Origin of the sequence: Roseburia sp. OM02-15 (genome assembly GCF_003481835.1) — a bacterium.
Taxonomy (GTDB): domain Bacteria; phylum Bacillota; class Clostridia; order Lachnospirales; family Lachnospiraceae; genus Eubacterium_I; species Eubacterium_I ramulus_A.
Genome location: NZ_QULX01000005.1, coordinates 173952 through 189407, shown reverse-complemented (window position 1 = coordinate 189407; position 15456 = coordinate 173952). Strand labels below are relative to the sequence as shown.

At 45.0% G+C, this 15456-nt stretch carries 14 protein-coding genes; 13 read left to right on the top strand and 1 reads right to left on the bottom strand.

The window, feature by feature from the left end:
* Positions 1-35 precede the first annotated feature (35 nt).
* From priA to DXB15_RS06910, 11 genes are all read left to right on the top strand, one after another.
* Positions 36-2285 carry a replication restart helicase PriA gene (gene priA, locus DXB15_RS06955; protein WP_243115608.1) on the top strand — a complete coding sequence of 750 codons (2250 nt, stop codon included), beginning with the start codon at positions 36-38 and terminating at the stop codon, positions 2283-2285.
* 111 nt (positions 2286-2396) lie between these two features.
* Positions 2397-2903: a peptide deformylase gene (gene def / locus DXB15_RS06950; RefSeq protein ID WP_109214564.1), complete on the top strand. Its 507-nt coding sequence runs from the start codon at positions 2397-2399 to the stop codon at positions 2901-2903.
* Positions 2904-2931: 28 nt separating this feature from the next.
* A complete protein-coding gene (gene fmt / locus DXB15_RS06945; protein ID WP_109214550.1) occupies positions 2932-3870 on the top strand; it encodes a methionyl-tRNA formyltransferase in 939 nt (312 codons plus the stop codon).
* Positions 3871-3889: 19 nt separating this feature from the next.
* Positions 3890-4615: a zinc metallopeptidase gene (locus DXB15_RS06940; protein WP_118702431.1), complete on the top strand. Its 726-nt coding sequence runs from the start codon at positions 3890-3892 to the stop codon at positions 4613-4615.
* Positions 4608-5921: a 16S rRNA (cytosine(967)-C(5))-methyltransferase RsmB gene (gene rsmB / locus DXB15_RS06935; protein ID WP_118702457.1), complete on the top strand. Its 1314-nt coding sequence runs from the start codon at positions 4608-4610 to the stop codon at positions 5919-5921. The genes DXB15_RS06940 and rsmB overlap by 8 nt, the downstream gene beginning before the upstream one ends.
* Before the next feature lie 74 nt (positions 5922-5995).
* Positions 5996-7039, top strand: coding sequence for a 23S rRNA (adenine(2503)-C(2))-methyltransferase RlmN (rlmN, locus tag DXB15_RS06930; protein ID WP_118702430.1), 1044 nt, complete (start codon positions 5996-5998; stop codon positions 7037-7039).
* 3 nt (positions 7040-7042) lie between these two features.
* Entirely contained in the window at positions 7043-7786 is a 744-nt protein-coding gene (locus tag DXB15_RS06925; protein ID WP_109214546.1) for a Stp1/IreP family PP2C-type Ser/Thr phosphatase, read from the top strand.
* Complete coding sequence (pknB, locus tag DXB15_RS06920) at positions 7780-9843, top strand: Stk1 family PASTA domain-containing Ser/Thr kinase (RefSeq protein ID WP_187119650.1); 2064 nt, start codon at positions 7780-7782, stop codon at positions 9841-9843. Before DXB15_RS06925 ends, pknB begins: the two co-directional genes overlap by 7 nt.
* 6 nt (positions 9844-9849) lie before the next feature.
* Positions 9850-10731, top strand: a complete 882-nt coding sequence (gene rsgA / locus DXB15_RS17040; protein WP_181369247.1) for a ribosome small subunit-dependent GTPase A — start codon at positions 9850-9852, stop codon at positions 10729-10731.
* An 82-nt stretch (positions 10732-10813) separates the two neighbouring features.
* Positions 10814-11467, top strand: a complete 654-nt coding sequence (gene rpe / locus DXB15_RS06915; protein ID WP_118702429.1) for a ribulose-phosphate 3-epimerase — start codon at positions 10814-10816, stop codon at positions 11465-11467.
* Between the two features lie 21 nt (positions 11468-11488).
* Positions 11489-12136 carry a thiamine diphosphokinase gene (locus DXB15_RS06910; RefSeq protein WP_109214544.1) on the top strand — a complete coding sequence of 216 codons (648 nt, stop codon included), beginning with the start codon at positions 11489-11491 and terminating at the stop codon, positions 12134-12136.
* Positions 12137-12305: 169 nt separating this feature from the next.
* Here DXB15_RS06910 and DXB15_RS06905 read toward each other — a convergent pair whose 3' ends face one another.
* A complete protein-coding gene (locus DXB15_RS06905; protein ID WP_118702428.1) occupies positions 12306-12902 on the bottom strand; it encodes a cytidylate kinase-like family protein in 597 nt (198 codons plus the stop codon).
* A 424-nt stretch (positions 12903-13326) separates the two neighbouring features.
* On the opposite strand from DXB15_RS06905, the gene DXB15_RS06900 reads away from it, so the two are divergent.
* Both DXB15_RS06900 and trpS read left to right on the top strand, forming a co-directional pair.
* Entirely contained in the window at positions 13327-14016 is a 690-nt protein-coding gene (locus DXB15_RS06900) for a hypothetical protein (protein WP_109214542.1), read from the top strand.
* Between the two features lie 222 nt (positions 14017-14238).
* Positions 14239-15282, top strand: coding sequence for a tryptophan--tRNA ligase (gene trpS / locus DXB15_RS06895; protein WP_109214541.1), 1044 nt, complete (start codon positions 14239-14241; stop codon positions 15280-15282).
* The last annotated feature ends 174 nt before the right edge of the window (positions 15283-15456 follow it).

Here is a 15456-nt window from a genome sequence, read left to right as displayed (position 1 = left end):
ATAACAGTCAGCAGAGAAGAGTAAAAAGGAGCACTATGGATAAAAAAACATTGTATGCAAACATTATTATCGACATTTCCCTGGAAAAACTGGACCGTACGTTTCAGTATCTGATTCCGGAAATGCTGGCAGATCAGATTCATCCGGGCACACCGGTGGAGGTTCCCTTTGGAAATGGAAACCGACATATGCGCGGCTATGTGGTGGAAGTGACAGATCAGCCGGAATTTGACGTAAGCCGGATGAAATCTGTCCTGCGGGTCGTGCGGGAAGGGATTCCGATCGAAGGGCAGCTGATCGCGCTTGCCGCCTGGATGCGGGAAAATTTCGGCGGGACGATGAATCAGGCATTGAAAACAGTGATTCCGGTAAAACAGAAGACAACGGAGAAGGAAAAGCGGATGATCTGGCTGAAGCCAGATGCCGCAACAGCAAAAGCGCAGCTTGGTGAATTGCAGCGCAAGCATCAGACCGCGCGTGCGCGGCTGATGGAAGCGCTGCTGAAACAGTCTCCGCTCCCCTATGAGACGGTGACACAGAAGCTGAATATTACAGCTTCTGTGATCCGTGCCATGCAGGAGCGGGAGCTGATCCGTGTGGAACACATCCGAAACTGGCGCAATCCGCTGGATCAGATGAAAAAGCAGGGAAACATTGTTTCCCTGAATCTGACGCAGCGACGCGTTGCGAATGAAATTTTATCAGGCTGGCAGCGGGGCGATGAACGCCCGTGCCTGATCCATGGAGTCACCGGCAGCGGAAAGACAGAAGTATATATGGAAATCATTGAACAGGTGGTAAAGTCCGGAAAGCAGGCAATCGTCCTGATTCCGGAGATTGCGCTGACTTTTCAGACCGTACTTCGTTTTTACAACCATTTCGGTGACCGGGTATCAATTTTGAACTCCCGCATGTCAGCGGGAGAGCGCTCCGATCAGTTTGAACGGGCAAAAAGCGGGCTTTTGGACGTGATGATCGGTCCGCGGTCTGCGCTGTTCACACCTTTTCCAAATTTGGGTGTTATCATCATTGATGAGGAACACGAAGCGGCATACAAAAGTGAGACCGTGCCGCGGTATCATGCCAGAGAGACGGCAATCGCGCGGGCGCAGATGTGCGGTGCCAGGGTAGTGCTTGGTTCTGCCACTCCTTCGGTAGAGAGTTATGACCGGGCAAAGCAGGGGCAGTATCGTTTGTTCGAGATGAAAGAACGTGTTAGTGCCCGTCCGCTGCCGAGTGTATACACGGTGGATCTGCGGGAAGAATTAAGAAACGGAAACCGTTCCATTTTCAGTGACAAACTGCGGGAGCTGATCACAGACCGTTTGGAGAAAAAAGAACAGATCATGCTTTTTATCAACCGCCGCGGTGTGGCAGGTTTTGTCTCCTGCCGTTCCTGTGGAGAAGTCATTAAATGCCCGCATTGTGATGTGTCGCTGAACCTGCACAACAACGGAAAGTTAGTCTGCCATTACTGTGGATATGAGCAGCCGATGGTGAAAGAGTGCCCGTCCTGCGGTTCTCCTTATATTGGAGGCTTCAAGGCAGGAACCCAGAAGATCGAAGAAATGGTGAAACGGCAGTTTCCAACGGCGCGGGTACTTCGCATGGATCTGGACACCACCCGTAAAAAAGGCGGTTATGAAGAAATTTTATCTGCATTTGCAAACGGCGAGGCAGATATTTTGATCGGAACCCAGATGATCGTGAAAGGACATGATTTTCCAAATGTTACGCTGGTTGGCGTGCTGGCAGCAGATCTGTCCCTTCATATCAGCGATTACCGTGCGGCAGAGCGGACGTTTCAGCTGCTGACACAGGCAGCGGGCAGAGCCGGGCGCGGACACCGACAGGGCGAGGTCGTGATCCAGACGTATCAGCCGGAGCATTATAGCGTTGTGACAGCTGCCGAACAGGATTACGAAGCATTTTTTGAACAGGAAATATTCTTAAGAGAGATGATGCATTATCCGCCAAAATGGCATATGCTGGTGATTCATGCGGCAGGTGCACAGGAAATGCTGGTCAAACAGGCACAGGATGTGTTAAAATATAAGATACTGACTCAGTCAGATGACGAAAAAAGCAGTCTGCAGGTTATTGGTCCGGCAGATGCGGCAGTTTCCAAAGTCAATGATATTTATCGGAAAATGCTGTATGCCAAAGCTGCGGATTATCAGAAGCTGGTCAGCATCAAAAATATGCTGGAAGAATATATTCGTATCGATCCGGCATTTCGCAATGTAAATATTCAGTTTGATTTTGATCCGATGAATGGATTTTAACAAATGGAAAAATGAAAAGGCAAACAGAAAAATACAGTGGACAGAATACGAAAACCGGTGAGAAAACCGGGAAAATCTGAAACTGAAAAAAGAGGAAACGAGGAGACAAAAATGGCACTTAGAACAATCAGAATTATGGGCGATGAAGTTTTGACAAAAGTATGTCGTGAGGTGAAAAAAGTAACCCCGCGTATTTCAGAGCTGATCGACGATATGCTGGAGACTATGTATGACGCATGCGGCGTGGGTCTTGCAGCACCGCAGGTCGGCGTACTGCGAAGAATCGTAGTAATCGATGTAGGAGAGGGACCGATCGTTATGATCAACCCGGAGATCCTTGAGACCGCCGGCAGCCAGACCGGTGACGAGGGATGCTTAAGCCTTCCGGGCAGAGCCGGTCAGGTGACACGCCCGAACTATGTAAAAGCAAAAGCATACGATGAAAATTTGGAACCGTACGAGATCGAGGGTGAAGGACTTCTTGCGCGTGCAATCTGCCATGAGCTGGATCATCTGGATGGACATATGTATGTGGAAAAAGTAGAGGGCGAACTCCACGACGTACAGTATGCGGATCCGGAAGATGAGGAAGACTGGGAAGAAATCGACGAAGAGTAATCTTTACAGGTCAGGAGGAATCAAAAAGATGCGAGTAATCTTTATGGGAACCCCGGATTTTTCTGTGGGTACATTAAAAGCGTTAATCGAAGCAGGACATGAAGTAGTCCTGGCAGTTACACAGCCGGACAAGCCCAAGGGCAGAGGCAAGGCAATGCAGTTTCCACCGGTAAAAGAAGCTGCCGTTGAGCTTGGCATCGAAGTATATCAGCCGCGCCGTGTCCGGGAGCCGGAATGTGTGGAATATTTAAGAAAATACAACGCAGATATCATCGTAGTAGTAGCGTTTGGTCAGATTTTGCCAAAAGAAATCCTGGAAATGCCAAAATACGGCTGCGTGAACGTACATGCGTCTCTGCTGCCAAAATACAGAGGTGCAGCGCCGATCCAGTGGGCAGTCATCAACGGAGATAAAGTATCCGGTGTGACAACCATGCGCATGGATGAGGGACTGGATACCGGTGACATGATCATGAAAGAAGAAGTTGTTCTGGACGAAAAAGAAACCGGCGGAAGCCTGTTTGACCGTCTGAGCGAAGTTGGTGCAGATCTGTGTGTCCGTACTTTGACAGCTATTGAAAATGGAACAGCTACTTATACAAAACAGGATCATGAGGCAGCGACAAAAACAACCCTGATCAAAAAGCAGTTTGGCATCATTGACTGGACAAAACCGGCAAAAGAGATTGAATGTCTGATCCGAGGTTTAAATCCGTGGCCGAGTGCATATACTTATCTCCATGGAAAGACTTTGAAAATCTGGGCAGCATCTGTAAAAGACGAAACTTCGGAACATGCACCGGGAGAACTGGCAGTTGTGACAAAACACGAAGTCGGTGTGCAGACCGGAGACGGTATCCTGATGCTGGAAGAAGTACAGTTAGAGGGTAAAAAACGAATGACCGCAGATGCATTTTTGCGTGGAAATGCCTTGAGCGACGGAATGAAACTGGGAACTGAAAATTAAGCAGAAAGAAGTGACTACTATGCCTTATAGATATTATGGATTTTACTGGATGGACTATACTTATATTCTTGTAGTTATCGGAGCAATTATCTGTCTGATCGCATCGGCACGAATGAACAGTACCTTTAACCGTTATCAGCGGGTACGCAGCATGTCGGGAATGACCGGTGCTATGGCAGCAGAACGGATTTTGCGAGATGCGGGCATCCATGACGTGCAGGTACAGCATGTTTCCGGTAACCTGACGGATCATTACAATCCGATGAATAAGACGTTAAGTCTGTCAGACAGTGTATACAATTCAACTTCCGTTGCAGCAGTGGGCGTGGCAGCCCATGAGTGCGGGCATGCGATCCAGCATGCAAACGGATATGTTCCGCTGCGTGTTCGTGGCGCTTTTGTGCCGGTGGCAAATATCGGTTCCAATCTGGCATGGCCGCTGATCATTATCGGACTGATCTTTCGCGGTTCCATGAGTACGGTGCTGATTCAGGCAGGAATCATTATGTTTTCCCTGGCGGTACTGTTTCAGCTGATCACACTGCCGGTAGAGTTTAACGCTTCTCACCGTGCGATGCAGCAGTTGGAGCGCACCGGTATTTTAGGCGGAAATGAACTGCGGGATACGAGAAAAGTCCTGACTGCGGCAGCTATGACTTATGTGGCAAGTGCGGCATCTATGATCCTGCAGCTTCTGCGGTTGATCATCTTATTTGGAGGACGACGCAGAGATGAAGATGATTAATAATAGAAACGACAATGTCAATACGAGAAATCTGGTGGTGGATATCCTGTTAGCTGTGACCAGAGATGGAGAATTTTCCCATATTGCCATCCGCGATGTGCTGGATAAATACCGTTATCTGCCAAAACAGGATCGTGCCTTTATCACCCGCTTATCACAGGGAACCTTAGAGCGCATGATCGAGCTGGATGCCATCATCAACCAGTTTTCCAAAACAAAAGTAAAAAAAATGAAACCGGTGATCGCAGTCATTCTGCGAAGCGGTGTGTATCAGTTAAAATATATGGATTCCGTGCCGGATTCCGCTGCCTGCAATGAGGCAGTGAAACTTACGGTAAAACGTGGATTTTCCGGTCTGAAAGGATTTGTCAACGGTGTGATGCGAAACATTGCCCGGAATCTGGATCAGATCAAACTGCCGGATGCTGACAAAGAGCCGGAAAAATATCTGTCCGTGCGCTATTCCGTTCCGGAATGGATCGTTGCCCGTTTTATCCGACAATACGGAAAAGAAGCCTGTGAAAAGAGTCTGGAAGCATTTTTACAGCCGCATCCGACTTCGGTACAGGTAGATACGGACCGCATTTCTATGGAAGAAATTACGGCATCTTTGCAGGCGCAGGGAATTACCGTCACACAAAACCCGGAGATCAAACGGGCATTATTCCTGTCCGGATACGAAGCTCTGGATGAAATCGAAGAATTTGAAAACGGTCTGCTCTATGTACAGGATACCGCGTCCATGCTTGCCGTGGAACTGGCAGCACCAAAGCCGGGAGATACCGTGATCGATGTCTGTGCGGCACCGGGTGGCAAGAGTGTGTACGCAGCCCGCATGATCGGTGAAACGGGTCATGTGGAGTCCAGAGATCTGACAGAATATAAAGTCGAGATGATCGAGGATAACATTGAACGCTGTCAGTTATCGAATATGACGGCAAAAGTGTGGGATGCCACTGAATTTGATGCATCCGCGGAAGAAAAAGCCGATGTGGTTATCGCGGATCTGCCATGTTCCGGACTTGGTGTGATCGGAACGAAAACCGATATCAAATATAACGCTTCTGAGGAAAAAATTCAGGAGCTGGCAGCGTTACAACAGGAAATCCTGCAGGTTGTCTGCCGTTATGTCAAACCGGACGGTACGTTGTTATACAGTACCTGCACGATGACAAAAGAAGAAAACGAAGAAAATGTACATAAATTTTTAGAGACGCATACAGAGTTTGAACTGGAGCAGATGCGTCAGTGCTTCCCTTATGAGGGATGCGATGGATTCTTTATGGCAAAAATGCATCGTAAATAATATCAGATGAGAGGCGAAATCTCACATCTGATCGCAGCAAGAATGTCAGAAGACATTCTTGAACGGAGTATAATATGGAAAAAACAGATTTGAAATCATTGCCCATGGACCAGCTGGAACAGTGGGTATTAGAACACGGGGAAAAGAAATTCCGTGCGAAACAGTTATATCAGTGGATGCACGTAAAACTGGCAGATTCTGTGGAGCAGATGAGCAATCTTCCGGCAAAACTGAGAGAACAGATTTCGGAAAACAGCACTTTTACGGTATTAAAACAGGTGACCATGCAGGAGTCTGCCATCGATGGAACCAGAAAATATCTGTTTGAGCTGGAAGACCACAATATGGTAGAGAGCGTGCTGATGCGCTACAAACACGGCAATTCCGTGTGTATTTCCTCTCAGGTTGGGTGCCGTATGGGCTGCCGTTTCTGTGCGTCAACCTTAGATGGACTGGTGCGTAACCTGACACCGGCAGAGATGTTGGAGCAGATTTACCGGATCAGTGCAGACACCGGAGAGCGTGTTTCCAATGTCGTTGTCATGGGAACCGGCGAACCGCTGGATAATTATGACAACCTGCTGACGTTTATTCGGATGCTGACCGACGAAAACGGATTACATATCAGCCAGAGAAATATTACGGTATCCACCTGTGGTCTGGTGCCACGGATTCGGGATCTGGCAAAAGAAGACCTTCAGATCACACTGGCATTGTCCCTGCATGCTTCCAGTCAGGAAAAACGTCTGGAACTGATGCCGGTGGCAAAAGCTTATGAGATCCATGAAGTGGTGGATGCGTTGCGGGATTATTTTGAGGAAACAGGCAGACGTGTCACTTTTGAGTACAGTCTGGTGGCAGGTGTCAACGACAGTGAGGAAGATGCAAAACAACTGTCCGAACTGATCAGAGGCATCAATTGTCACGTCAATTTGATACCTGTAAACCCGATTAAAGAGCGTGATTTTGTGCAACCTGACGGAAAAGCCGTGCAGGAATTTAAAAATAAACTTGAAAAATGCAGAATAAATGTTACTATTAGAAGAGAAATGGGCCGTGATATAGATGGCGCATGTGGACAGCTACGCAAACGGTATTCAGAAAGGCAGGACTCTTAGAAGATGAAGATAAGTTCTCTTACAGATATTGGAACAACGAGAGAAATGAATCAGGACTATCTCTATTCCTCAGAGGAAGCTGTGGGAAATCTGCCCAATCTCTTTCTGGTAGCAGATGGAATGGGCGGACATAAAGCAGGAGAATTTGCATCCCGCTTTGCGGTGGAAGCTGTTGTTGCGGCCATCAGAGAGAATCAGGAGAAGCGCCCGGTGGCAATCCTTTCCCAGAGTATTCAGAGAGCAAACCGCAGACTGAAGGAATATGCAGATGAGCATCAGCAGATGAAAGGAATGGGAACGACCATTGTTGCTGCCGTGATCGATCAGGATACGCTGATTGTGGCAAACGTGGGAGACAGTCGCCTGTATATCATCGGAGATACGATCGAACAGATCACGGAAGACCATTCGCTGGTTCAGGAGATGGTGCGCCTTGGCAAAATGGACGAGGAAAGTGCCAGAAATCACCCGAATAAGAACATCATTACACGTGCCATTGGCACATCAGAAGATGTGAAGATAGATATTTTTGAACGACAGGTCCATGCAGGAGAATACATTGTACTTTGTTCGGATGGACTCACCAATATGGTAGAAGACAGTGTCATCCTTGAAGTGCTGCATGGAACCGGAAGCCTGGCGGACAAAACCGAACGGCTTGTTGAACTTGCAAATCAAAACGGTGGAAGAGACAATATCACTGTTACTATAATAGAACCTAATTCAGATGAGGTGACAGAATGTTAAATAATGGAACATTTATTGCGAACCGCTACGAGATCGTAGGTCAGGTCGGAACCGGAGGCATGTCCGATGTATACAAGGCGAAGGACCATGCTCTGGGCAGATATGTAGCAATTAAAGTGCTGAAGTCAGAATTCAGCGAAGATACAAATTTTGTAAGCAAATTCCGCACAGAGGCACAGTCCGCTGCGGTATTAGAGCATCCAAACATCGTAAATATTTATGATGTCGGAAGTGAAAACGGCATTCATTACATTGTAATGGAATATGTAGAAGGAATTACCTTAAAGACTTATATTGAGAAAAAAGGTCAGCTGACTTATAAGGAAGCGCTGAGCATCGCCATCCAGGTGGGACGTGGTATTCAGGCAGCCCATGCAAAAAATATCGTGCATCGGGATATCAAACCGCAGAATATCATCATTTCCACAGATGGAAAAGTAAAAGTAACCGATTTTGGTATCGCAAGAGCGGTATCAGAAAATACCATTCATTCTGATGTAATGGGATCGGTACACTATGCATCTCCGGAGCAGGCGCGCAATGGCTATGTCAGCAACCGAAGCGATATCTATTCTCTTGGTATCGTTATGTACGAGATGGTGACCGGCCGTGTTCCGTTCGACGGAGACAGCACCGTTGCAGTAGCGATCCAGCATCTGCAGGATGAGATGGATCCGCCAAGCAAATACGCACCGAATCTGCCAATCAGTCTGGAAAAAATTATCCAGAAATGTACGCAGAAAAGTCCGGATCGCCGCTATGACTCCATGGAGAGTCTTCTGATCGATCTCAGAAAAGCACTGTTAAATCCGAATGAGGATTTCGTGACACTGGTTCCGTTCAGTCAGGACAAAACCCGTGTTCTCACCGACGATGAGGTCAATGAGATCAAGAAAAAGACCGAGGCGGTGAAACAGGATGAGCCGGAACCAGAAGAAGACGACATGAGCGAGTACGATGATGATATGAGTGAGTATGATAAGGACGATGATGACGCGGAAGAAGGACGTTTCCTCAATTCCAAGATGGAAAAAATCGTTGGAATCATGCGAATTGTCGTTGCAATCATTATCGTAATCATTGTGGTATATATTTTAGGAAGCTTTTTTGATGTGTTCCATTTCGGATCAAAGAAAAATAACAGTAAAAATGACACCCTTGTATCCGAAGATGTCGAGGAGTCTGTTGTTATGATCGACCTGAAAGGAAAAACACTGGACGAAGCAAAAACAGAGCTGAAAAAACTGGGCTTAAATGTTACTGAAGCAGGAACCGAGATTTCTGATTCCTATGAAAAAGGACAGATCATTGATCAGGATGTAGCAAAAGGCGAGACCGTAAAGACCGGAACAACGATTAAAGTTACTGTTTCTGCCGGAAGTGAAGAAGAAAATGCCAAAGATGTAGATGTCCCGGATGTTACCGGAAAAACGGCAGAAGCAGCCATGGCAACACTGGAGGACAAAAATCTGACAGTTTCCAGAGAATTTGAATTCAGCAATGATGTGCCGTCCGGTCAGGTGATCCGTCAGGATCCGAAAGCCGGTAAGACTGTAAAAGAAGGCACAAAAGTAACTATTTACGTCAGCCAGGGAACAGAATCCATTAAAGTTACAGATGTAAGAGGCAAATCCGAGGCGGACGCGAAAGCAGCACTTTCTGATTTTGATGTCACAACAACTACAGAACACAGTGATACTGTTGCTGAGGGCAATGTCATCAGTCAGAGTATTTCCGGTGGACAGTATGCAGAAAAAGGTGCTTCGATTACCATCGTAGTCAGCAGTGGTCCGGAGAAGATTTCCTACTATATTAAATCTCCGGTCAAAGCACCGACAAATGTAACGGTTACATCCGCTGATATCTCGCTGTATAAAGCAGAAAGCAGCGATCTGATCCAGTCCTGGAGCGGTATCACCTCCTTCCCGTATACGGTAGAGGCACACGACATCGATGTTCCGAAGGGAACTATTGTGATCACATGGCATTACACGGATTCCAACGGCACAGAGCAAAGCCAGGAACAGAGCCAGGATGTAAACTTTAACAAAGAGTAACGGGTTATGAAGCAGGGAAAGATTGTAAAAGGAATTGCCGGATTCTACTACGTATCAGTAGCAGGATCCGGTATCTATGAATGTAAGGCAAAAGGAGCCTTCCGCCAGCAGAAACTGAAACCGCTGGTGGGGGACAATGTACAGATAGACATTATCAATGAAGATGAAAAGACGGGAAATGTGGTAGAAATCCTTCCGCGAAAAAATGCGCTGATCCGGCCGGCAGTGGCAAATGTCGATCAGGCGCTGGTAATCTTTGCGGGAACTTCACCGAAACCGAATCTGAATCTGCTAGATCGATTTTTACTGATGATGGAGCAGCAGGAAGTTCCGACACTGATCTGTTTTAATAAAGAAGATCTGGCATCGGAGACTGAGATTCAGGAGCTTCGGGAGGCATATGAGACCAGTGGTTATCCGCTGTATTTCCTGAGTGCGAAAGAAGAAGATGGCATTGCACCTTTACGGGAAGCATTGCAGGGAAAGACAACAACTGTTGCAGGTCCGTCAGGTGTTGGTAAATCCACCCTGATCAATCTGCTGGCACCGGATGTTCAGATGGAGACCGGAGCCATCAGTGAGAAGATTCAGCGTGGAAAGCATACCACCAGACATTCCCAGTTGATCATGCTGGATGAAGAAACTTATATTTTTGATACCCCGGGGTTCAGTTCACTGGCATCTGATTTTTTTGAAAAAGAAACACTGGGAACCTTATTCCCGGAATTTATGGAGTATGAACAAAATTGCCGTTTTACCGGATGCAGCCATATCGGTGAGCCGGATTGCGGCGTCAAAGAGGCACTGGCAGAAAGGAAAATCAGCCAGAGCCGGTACAATAACTACGTTCAGATTTACAACGAACTGAAAGACAAAAGAAAATATTAGTAGTTATTGTATTTTGATCATTTTATACGATTTCAGGCATAGAACAAAATGCTAATATGATAAAAATAAGGAGTATGAAAAAATGAATTGTTTATCACCTTCACTGCTTGCTTCTGATTTCTCTATCTTAGGAGAACAGGTAAAAATGCTGGATGAAGCAGGTGCACAGTACGTACACATTGATGTAATGGATGGCAGCTTTGTACCAAGTATTTCTTTCGGACTTCCGGTTATCAAATCCATCCGGAAATGTACCGACCGTATTTTTGACGTACATCTCATGATTGATGAGCCGGTGCGCTATATCGATGAATTTGTAGATGCAGGCGCAGATCTGATCACGGTACATGCGGAGGCATGTAAGCATCTGGATCGCACCATTCATGCGATCAAAGACCGCGGCGTGCTTGCAGGCGTTGCATTAAATCCGGCAACACCGCTTTCCGTACTGGATTACATTCTTCCGGAATGTGATATGGTACTTTTGATGAGTGTAAACCCGGGATTTGGCGGACAGAAATACATTCCGTATACAACACAGAAGATCCGTGATCTCAAGCAGATGATGAAAGAGAAAAACTGCCAGGCAGATATCGAGGTAGATGGTGGTGTTTCTCTGAAAAATGTGCAGGAAGTTCTGGATGCGGGAGCGAATATTATTGTAGCGGGAACTGCCGTGTTCAAAGGAGATATTCAGGAGAATGTACGGGGATTTCTTGATATTATGGAGAAGTAGAACATAAGTAGGTGAAGAATTATGCGTTGCCTGATTATAACAGGAGGAACGATTCAGACTGAATTTGCGATTAAATATATAAAAGAAAGAACTTGGGATTATGTTGTTTGTGCAGATGCAGGGATGAAGTTCTGTCATGAAGCGGGAATTATGCCGAATCTGATTTTGGGTGATTTTGATTCTGTAGATGGGGAATCTTATGAATATTTCCAGAAGGTTTGTCTGGAACGGATGGAGCGGTTTCCGACACATAAGGATGAGACGGACACGGAACTTGCGTTGCTTCGTGCGATTGATGCGGGGGCGGATGCGATTACTATGATCGGTGCCACCGGAACACGTCTGGATCATGTGATGGGAAATATCCAGATGCTGAAACTGGCATTGGATAGAAAGGTTTCCTGCCAGATCGTGGATGCTCACAACCGGATCCGCATGGTGGATAAATTCGCAGAATTAAAAAAAACAGACCAGTTTGGAAAATATGTATCATTGCTTCCGTTTACTCCGGAAGTCAGAGGAATCACTTTAAAAGGATTTGCTTATGAAGTGGAAAATTTTACACTGGTCAGTGGAATTGCCCGCGGAGTCAGCAATGAGCTGAAAGCGGAAACAGCTACCATTTCCTGTGAAGAAGGCATCTTGTTAGTGATTGAGTCCAGAGATTAGCAAAATTAAGAAAGTCTCCTGCTATCATTGCGTGAAGCAATAAGCAGGGGGCTTTCTTATATTTAGAAGGGGATATATGTCCTTCTGATAAGCTGCATAGCAGCTATTTTGCTATGAGCAAACAGCGTAAACGAATTGCGAATATCCGCTTGAACTATGTAAATGATAATTATTCCTCTGCCTGGATCAATTCTACAATATACTGAATGCAGCGTTCTAATCCAAGTACGCTGGTATTGAGGATCATACAATGGTTTTTGAAATCACCCCATTTACGGTCTGTATAGTATTCATAATGCAGCCGTCTCTTTTTATCCATATCCTGATTCATATTGCGAGCTTCTTTTTCACTTAGATCGAAAAGTTTCTGTGTACGCGCAATTTTTTCTGCTTCATTTCCACATATGAAAATATGATATGCATCCGGATCGTCTTTCAGAATATAATCTGCACAACGTCCGATGATTACACAGGAACCTTTCTGTGCCAGATCTCTGATTACCTGTGTCTGAGCGGCATAAACCTGATCAGACAGAGAACTTCCGGTGCGGTCGCGTCCTACAAACGCATAGGCAAACAGATTCTTCGATGGAGCATATTCGGATTGTTCCTGGATGAAAGACTCTGAATAGCCGGTTTTTTCTGCAATCTGGAAAATAATATCCTTGTCATAATAAGGAATATTCATGCGTTTTGCCACTTCTTCCCCAATGAAATGACCTCCGCTGCCAAATTCACGACTGATGGTAATGATCGTTTTCTTCATATAAATACCTTCTTCCCATGGTGTAGTAGTATTGTTTCGTGTCCCTCTCCAGAGACCATATCAGATGGAATTATTTTATCTCAGTCGAGAAGACTCCCACTTCTGAAAGTGGTGAGTAATAACAAGTCTTTCTCAGTGGGAGTACAATCTCCGACTGAGATAAACGCTCCGCGGGGATGTGCAGTGATTCTGAGAAGAATATGTCAGCTTTCGCTGACCAGAATCACGCACCAAGTCTCACGTGCGTTCGACTTGAACTTCTATCTGATGTAATTACCCACCTATATTATAACATATGAGGAATGGAAAAGGTAACATACAGTTTGAGAGATGTGTTTCAATTCCTTAATAAAAAACAGAAAAAATAACCAACATATATTTTAAAATATAAATATGTATGTTAAAATAAAAAAGGTGATAGATTATGAAAGATATAAACATGATATACACAGATTTGATTCATCAAAAAAGAGAAGCAGAAGCACGTTTGACAGAATATCAAAAAAAACTAGAGCAGCTGCAAGAGAGGAAAAGTAACATTATAATAAAAAAAATCAATGGGGATTTATACTATTATTCCCAACATCGTGAAAATGGGAAAGTGGTCAGTAAGTATCTGGGAGCGGTAAAACCGGGAAGTATTGTAGACGAAGAAAAAAAGCAGATGCAGATTTCTGATTTGTCAGAAAAAGTGAAAAATTTGAAATTAGATATTGAGAGCCTGGAGCAGATGATAAAATGCTATATAAAAAGGAAAAAGCAGGATTCTATTTTGGATAATTTTTCGTTTGAAGTATACTGGAAAGATGATATTACAGCACGTGTATATGTAAGAGGAAAGAATGTTACAGTATCAAAATATACGGAAAATCCGGGAAAACAGCTTTTTGCAGAGAAAAAAATGACGCGATATCAGCTTGGAAAGATTTTTGAAATGCGTTGTTGGGAAAAGGGACGTGCGGATATCAATGAGATTTTGGAAAATCTGGGATTAAAAGAATACAATCCATATGAAATAGTTCGAAAAACACATGGAGTAAGTTATAACGATTATATATGGTTCCGATTTCCGGGAGAACAGTTGACAAGCAAAGATGTGTTAGTGAGGGATTGATATGTTTTGTGAGAATATTGAAAGTCAATATATCGTAATGCAGGAAGGAACCAGTGAGGGAACCCAGATAAAATATAAAAAAGATGGATATTGGTACAAAAAGGATAGCCGGGGAAAGGAAGGCAAAATATCGGCGTTTACTGGAGAAATAAACGTCTCCTTTGGTTGACGATAAAGCTCTGGTGGCATATAATACTAGGTATGTAAAGGAGTAGCAGAAACATGAGTAAAATTATTTTGACAGGTGATCGCCCGACAGGCCGTCTTCATGTCGGACATTACGTGGGATCATTAAAAGAAAGAGTTCGTCTACAGAATTCCGGACTGTACGACGAAGTTTATATTATGATAGCAGATGCACAGGCTCTGACAGATAACGCAGAGCATCCGGAGAAAGTTCGTCAGAACATCATCCAGGTTGCACTGGATTATCTGGCATGTGGTATTGATCCGGAGAAAGCAACGATCTTTATCCAGTCTATGGTACCGGAACTGACCGAGCTGACATTCTATTACATGAATCTGGTTACCGTATCCAGAGTTCAGAGAAACCCTACTGTAAAAGCTGAGATTCAGCAGAAAAACTTTGAATCCAGTATTCCGGTTGGCTTCTTCTGTTATCCGATCAGTCAGGCAGCAGACATTACTGCTTTCCGTGCCACAACCGTTCCGGCTGGCGAGGATCAGATGCCGATGATCGAACAGTGTAAAGAAATCGTTCATAAATTCAACAGCGTATATGGTGAGACACTGACAGAGCCGGAGATCGTACTTCCGACCAATCAGGCCTGTTTACGTCTGCCGGGTATCGATGGTAAGGCAAAAATGAGTAAATCTCTTGGAAACTGCATTTATCTGTCCGATGAACCGGATGAGATTAAGAAAAAAGTAATGTCCATGTTCACAGATCCGAACCATCTGAGAGTAGAAGATCCGGGACGTGTTGATGGAAATCCGGTATTTATTTATCTGGATGCATTCAGTAAACCGGAACATTTCGCAGAGTACCTGCCGGATTATCAGAATCTGGACGAGCTGAAAGCACACTATACCCGCGGTGGTCTTGGCGATGTAAAAGTAAAGAAATTCCTGAATAACGTACTTCAGGAAGAACTGGCACCGATCCGTGAGAGACGTAAAATGTGGGAGCAGCGTATTCCGGATGTATATGATATCCTGAAAAAAGGTACAGAAGTTGCTGAGAAGAAGGCAGCTGCTACATTGAAGGATGTACGTGCTGCAATGCAGATTAATTATTTTGATTAATAAAAATATCCCTGTAGGAAATTGCTTGTAAAAGCATTTCTCTACGGGGATTATTTTTGTCGAAGATAAGAGTATTGGTTTACCGTTTTGAGGACAGCCATTCTTGTAAAGTTTTTGCATCTATCTTGGAAGCAAGTTGCACTATTTGGGAAAACTATGGAAAGCCTTGTATTT

Bases quoted from the DNA above. Each gene is read 5' to 3' on its own strand.
- priA (WP_243115608.1), top strand. From the start codon at position 36: ATGGATAAAAAAACATTGTATGCAAACATTATTATCGACATTTCCCTG.
- def (WP_109214564.1), top strand. From the start codon at position 2,397: ATGGCACTTAGAACAATCAGAATTATGGGCGATGAAGTTTTGACAAAA.
- fmt (WP_109214550.1), top strand. From the start codon at position 2,932: ATGCGAGTAATCTTTATGGGAACCCCGGATTTTTCTGTGGGTACATTA.
- DXB15_RS06940 (WP_118702431.1), top strand. From the start codon at position 3,890: ATGCCTTATAGATATTATGGATTTTACTGGATGGACTATACTTATATT.
- rsmB (WP_118702457.1), top strand. From the start codon at position 4,608: ATGATTAATAATAGAAACGACAATGTCAATACGAGAAATCTGGTGGTG.
- rlmN (WP_118702430.1), top strand. From the start codon at position 5,996: ATGGAAAAAACAGATTTGAAATCATTGCCCATGGACCAGCTGGAACAG.
- DXB15_RS06925 (WP_109214546.1), top strand. From the start codon at position 7,043: ATGAAGATAAGTTCTCTTACAGATATTGGAACAACGAGAGAAATGAAT.
- pknB (WP_187119650.1), top strand. From the start codon at position 7,780: ATGTTAAATAATGGAACATTTATTGCGAACCGCTACGAGATCGTAGGT.
- rsgA (WP_181369247.1), top strand. From the start codon at position 9,850: ATGAAGCAGGGAAAGATTGTAAAAGGAATTGCCGGATTCTACTACGTA.
- rpe (WP_118702429.1), top strand. From the start codon at position 10,814: ATGAATTGTTTATCACCTTCACTGCTTGCTTCTGATTTCTCTATCTTA.
- DXB15_RS06910 (WP_109214544.1), top strand. From the start codon at position 11,489: ATGCGTTGCCTGATTATAACAGGAGGAACGATTCAGACTGAATTTGCG.
- DXB15_RS06905 (WP_118702428.1), bottom strand. From the start codon at position 12,902: ATGAAGAAAACGATCATTACCATCAGTCGTGAATTTGGCAGCGGAGGT.
- DXB15_RS06900 (WP_109214542.1), top strand. From the start codon at position 13,327: ATGAAAGATATAAACATGATATACACAGATTTGATTCATCAAAAAAGA.
- trpS (WP_109214541.1), top strand. From the start codon at position 14,239: ATGAGTAAAATTATTTTGACAGGTGATCGCCCGACAGGCCGTCTTCAT.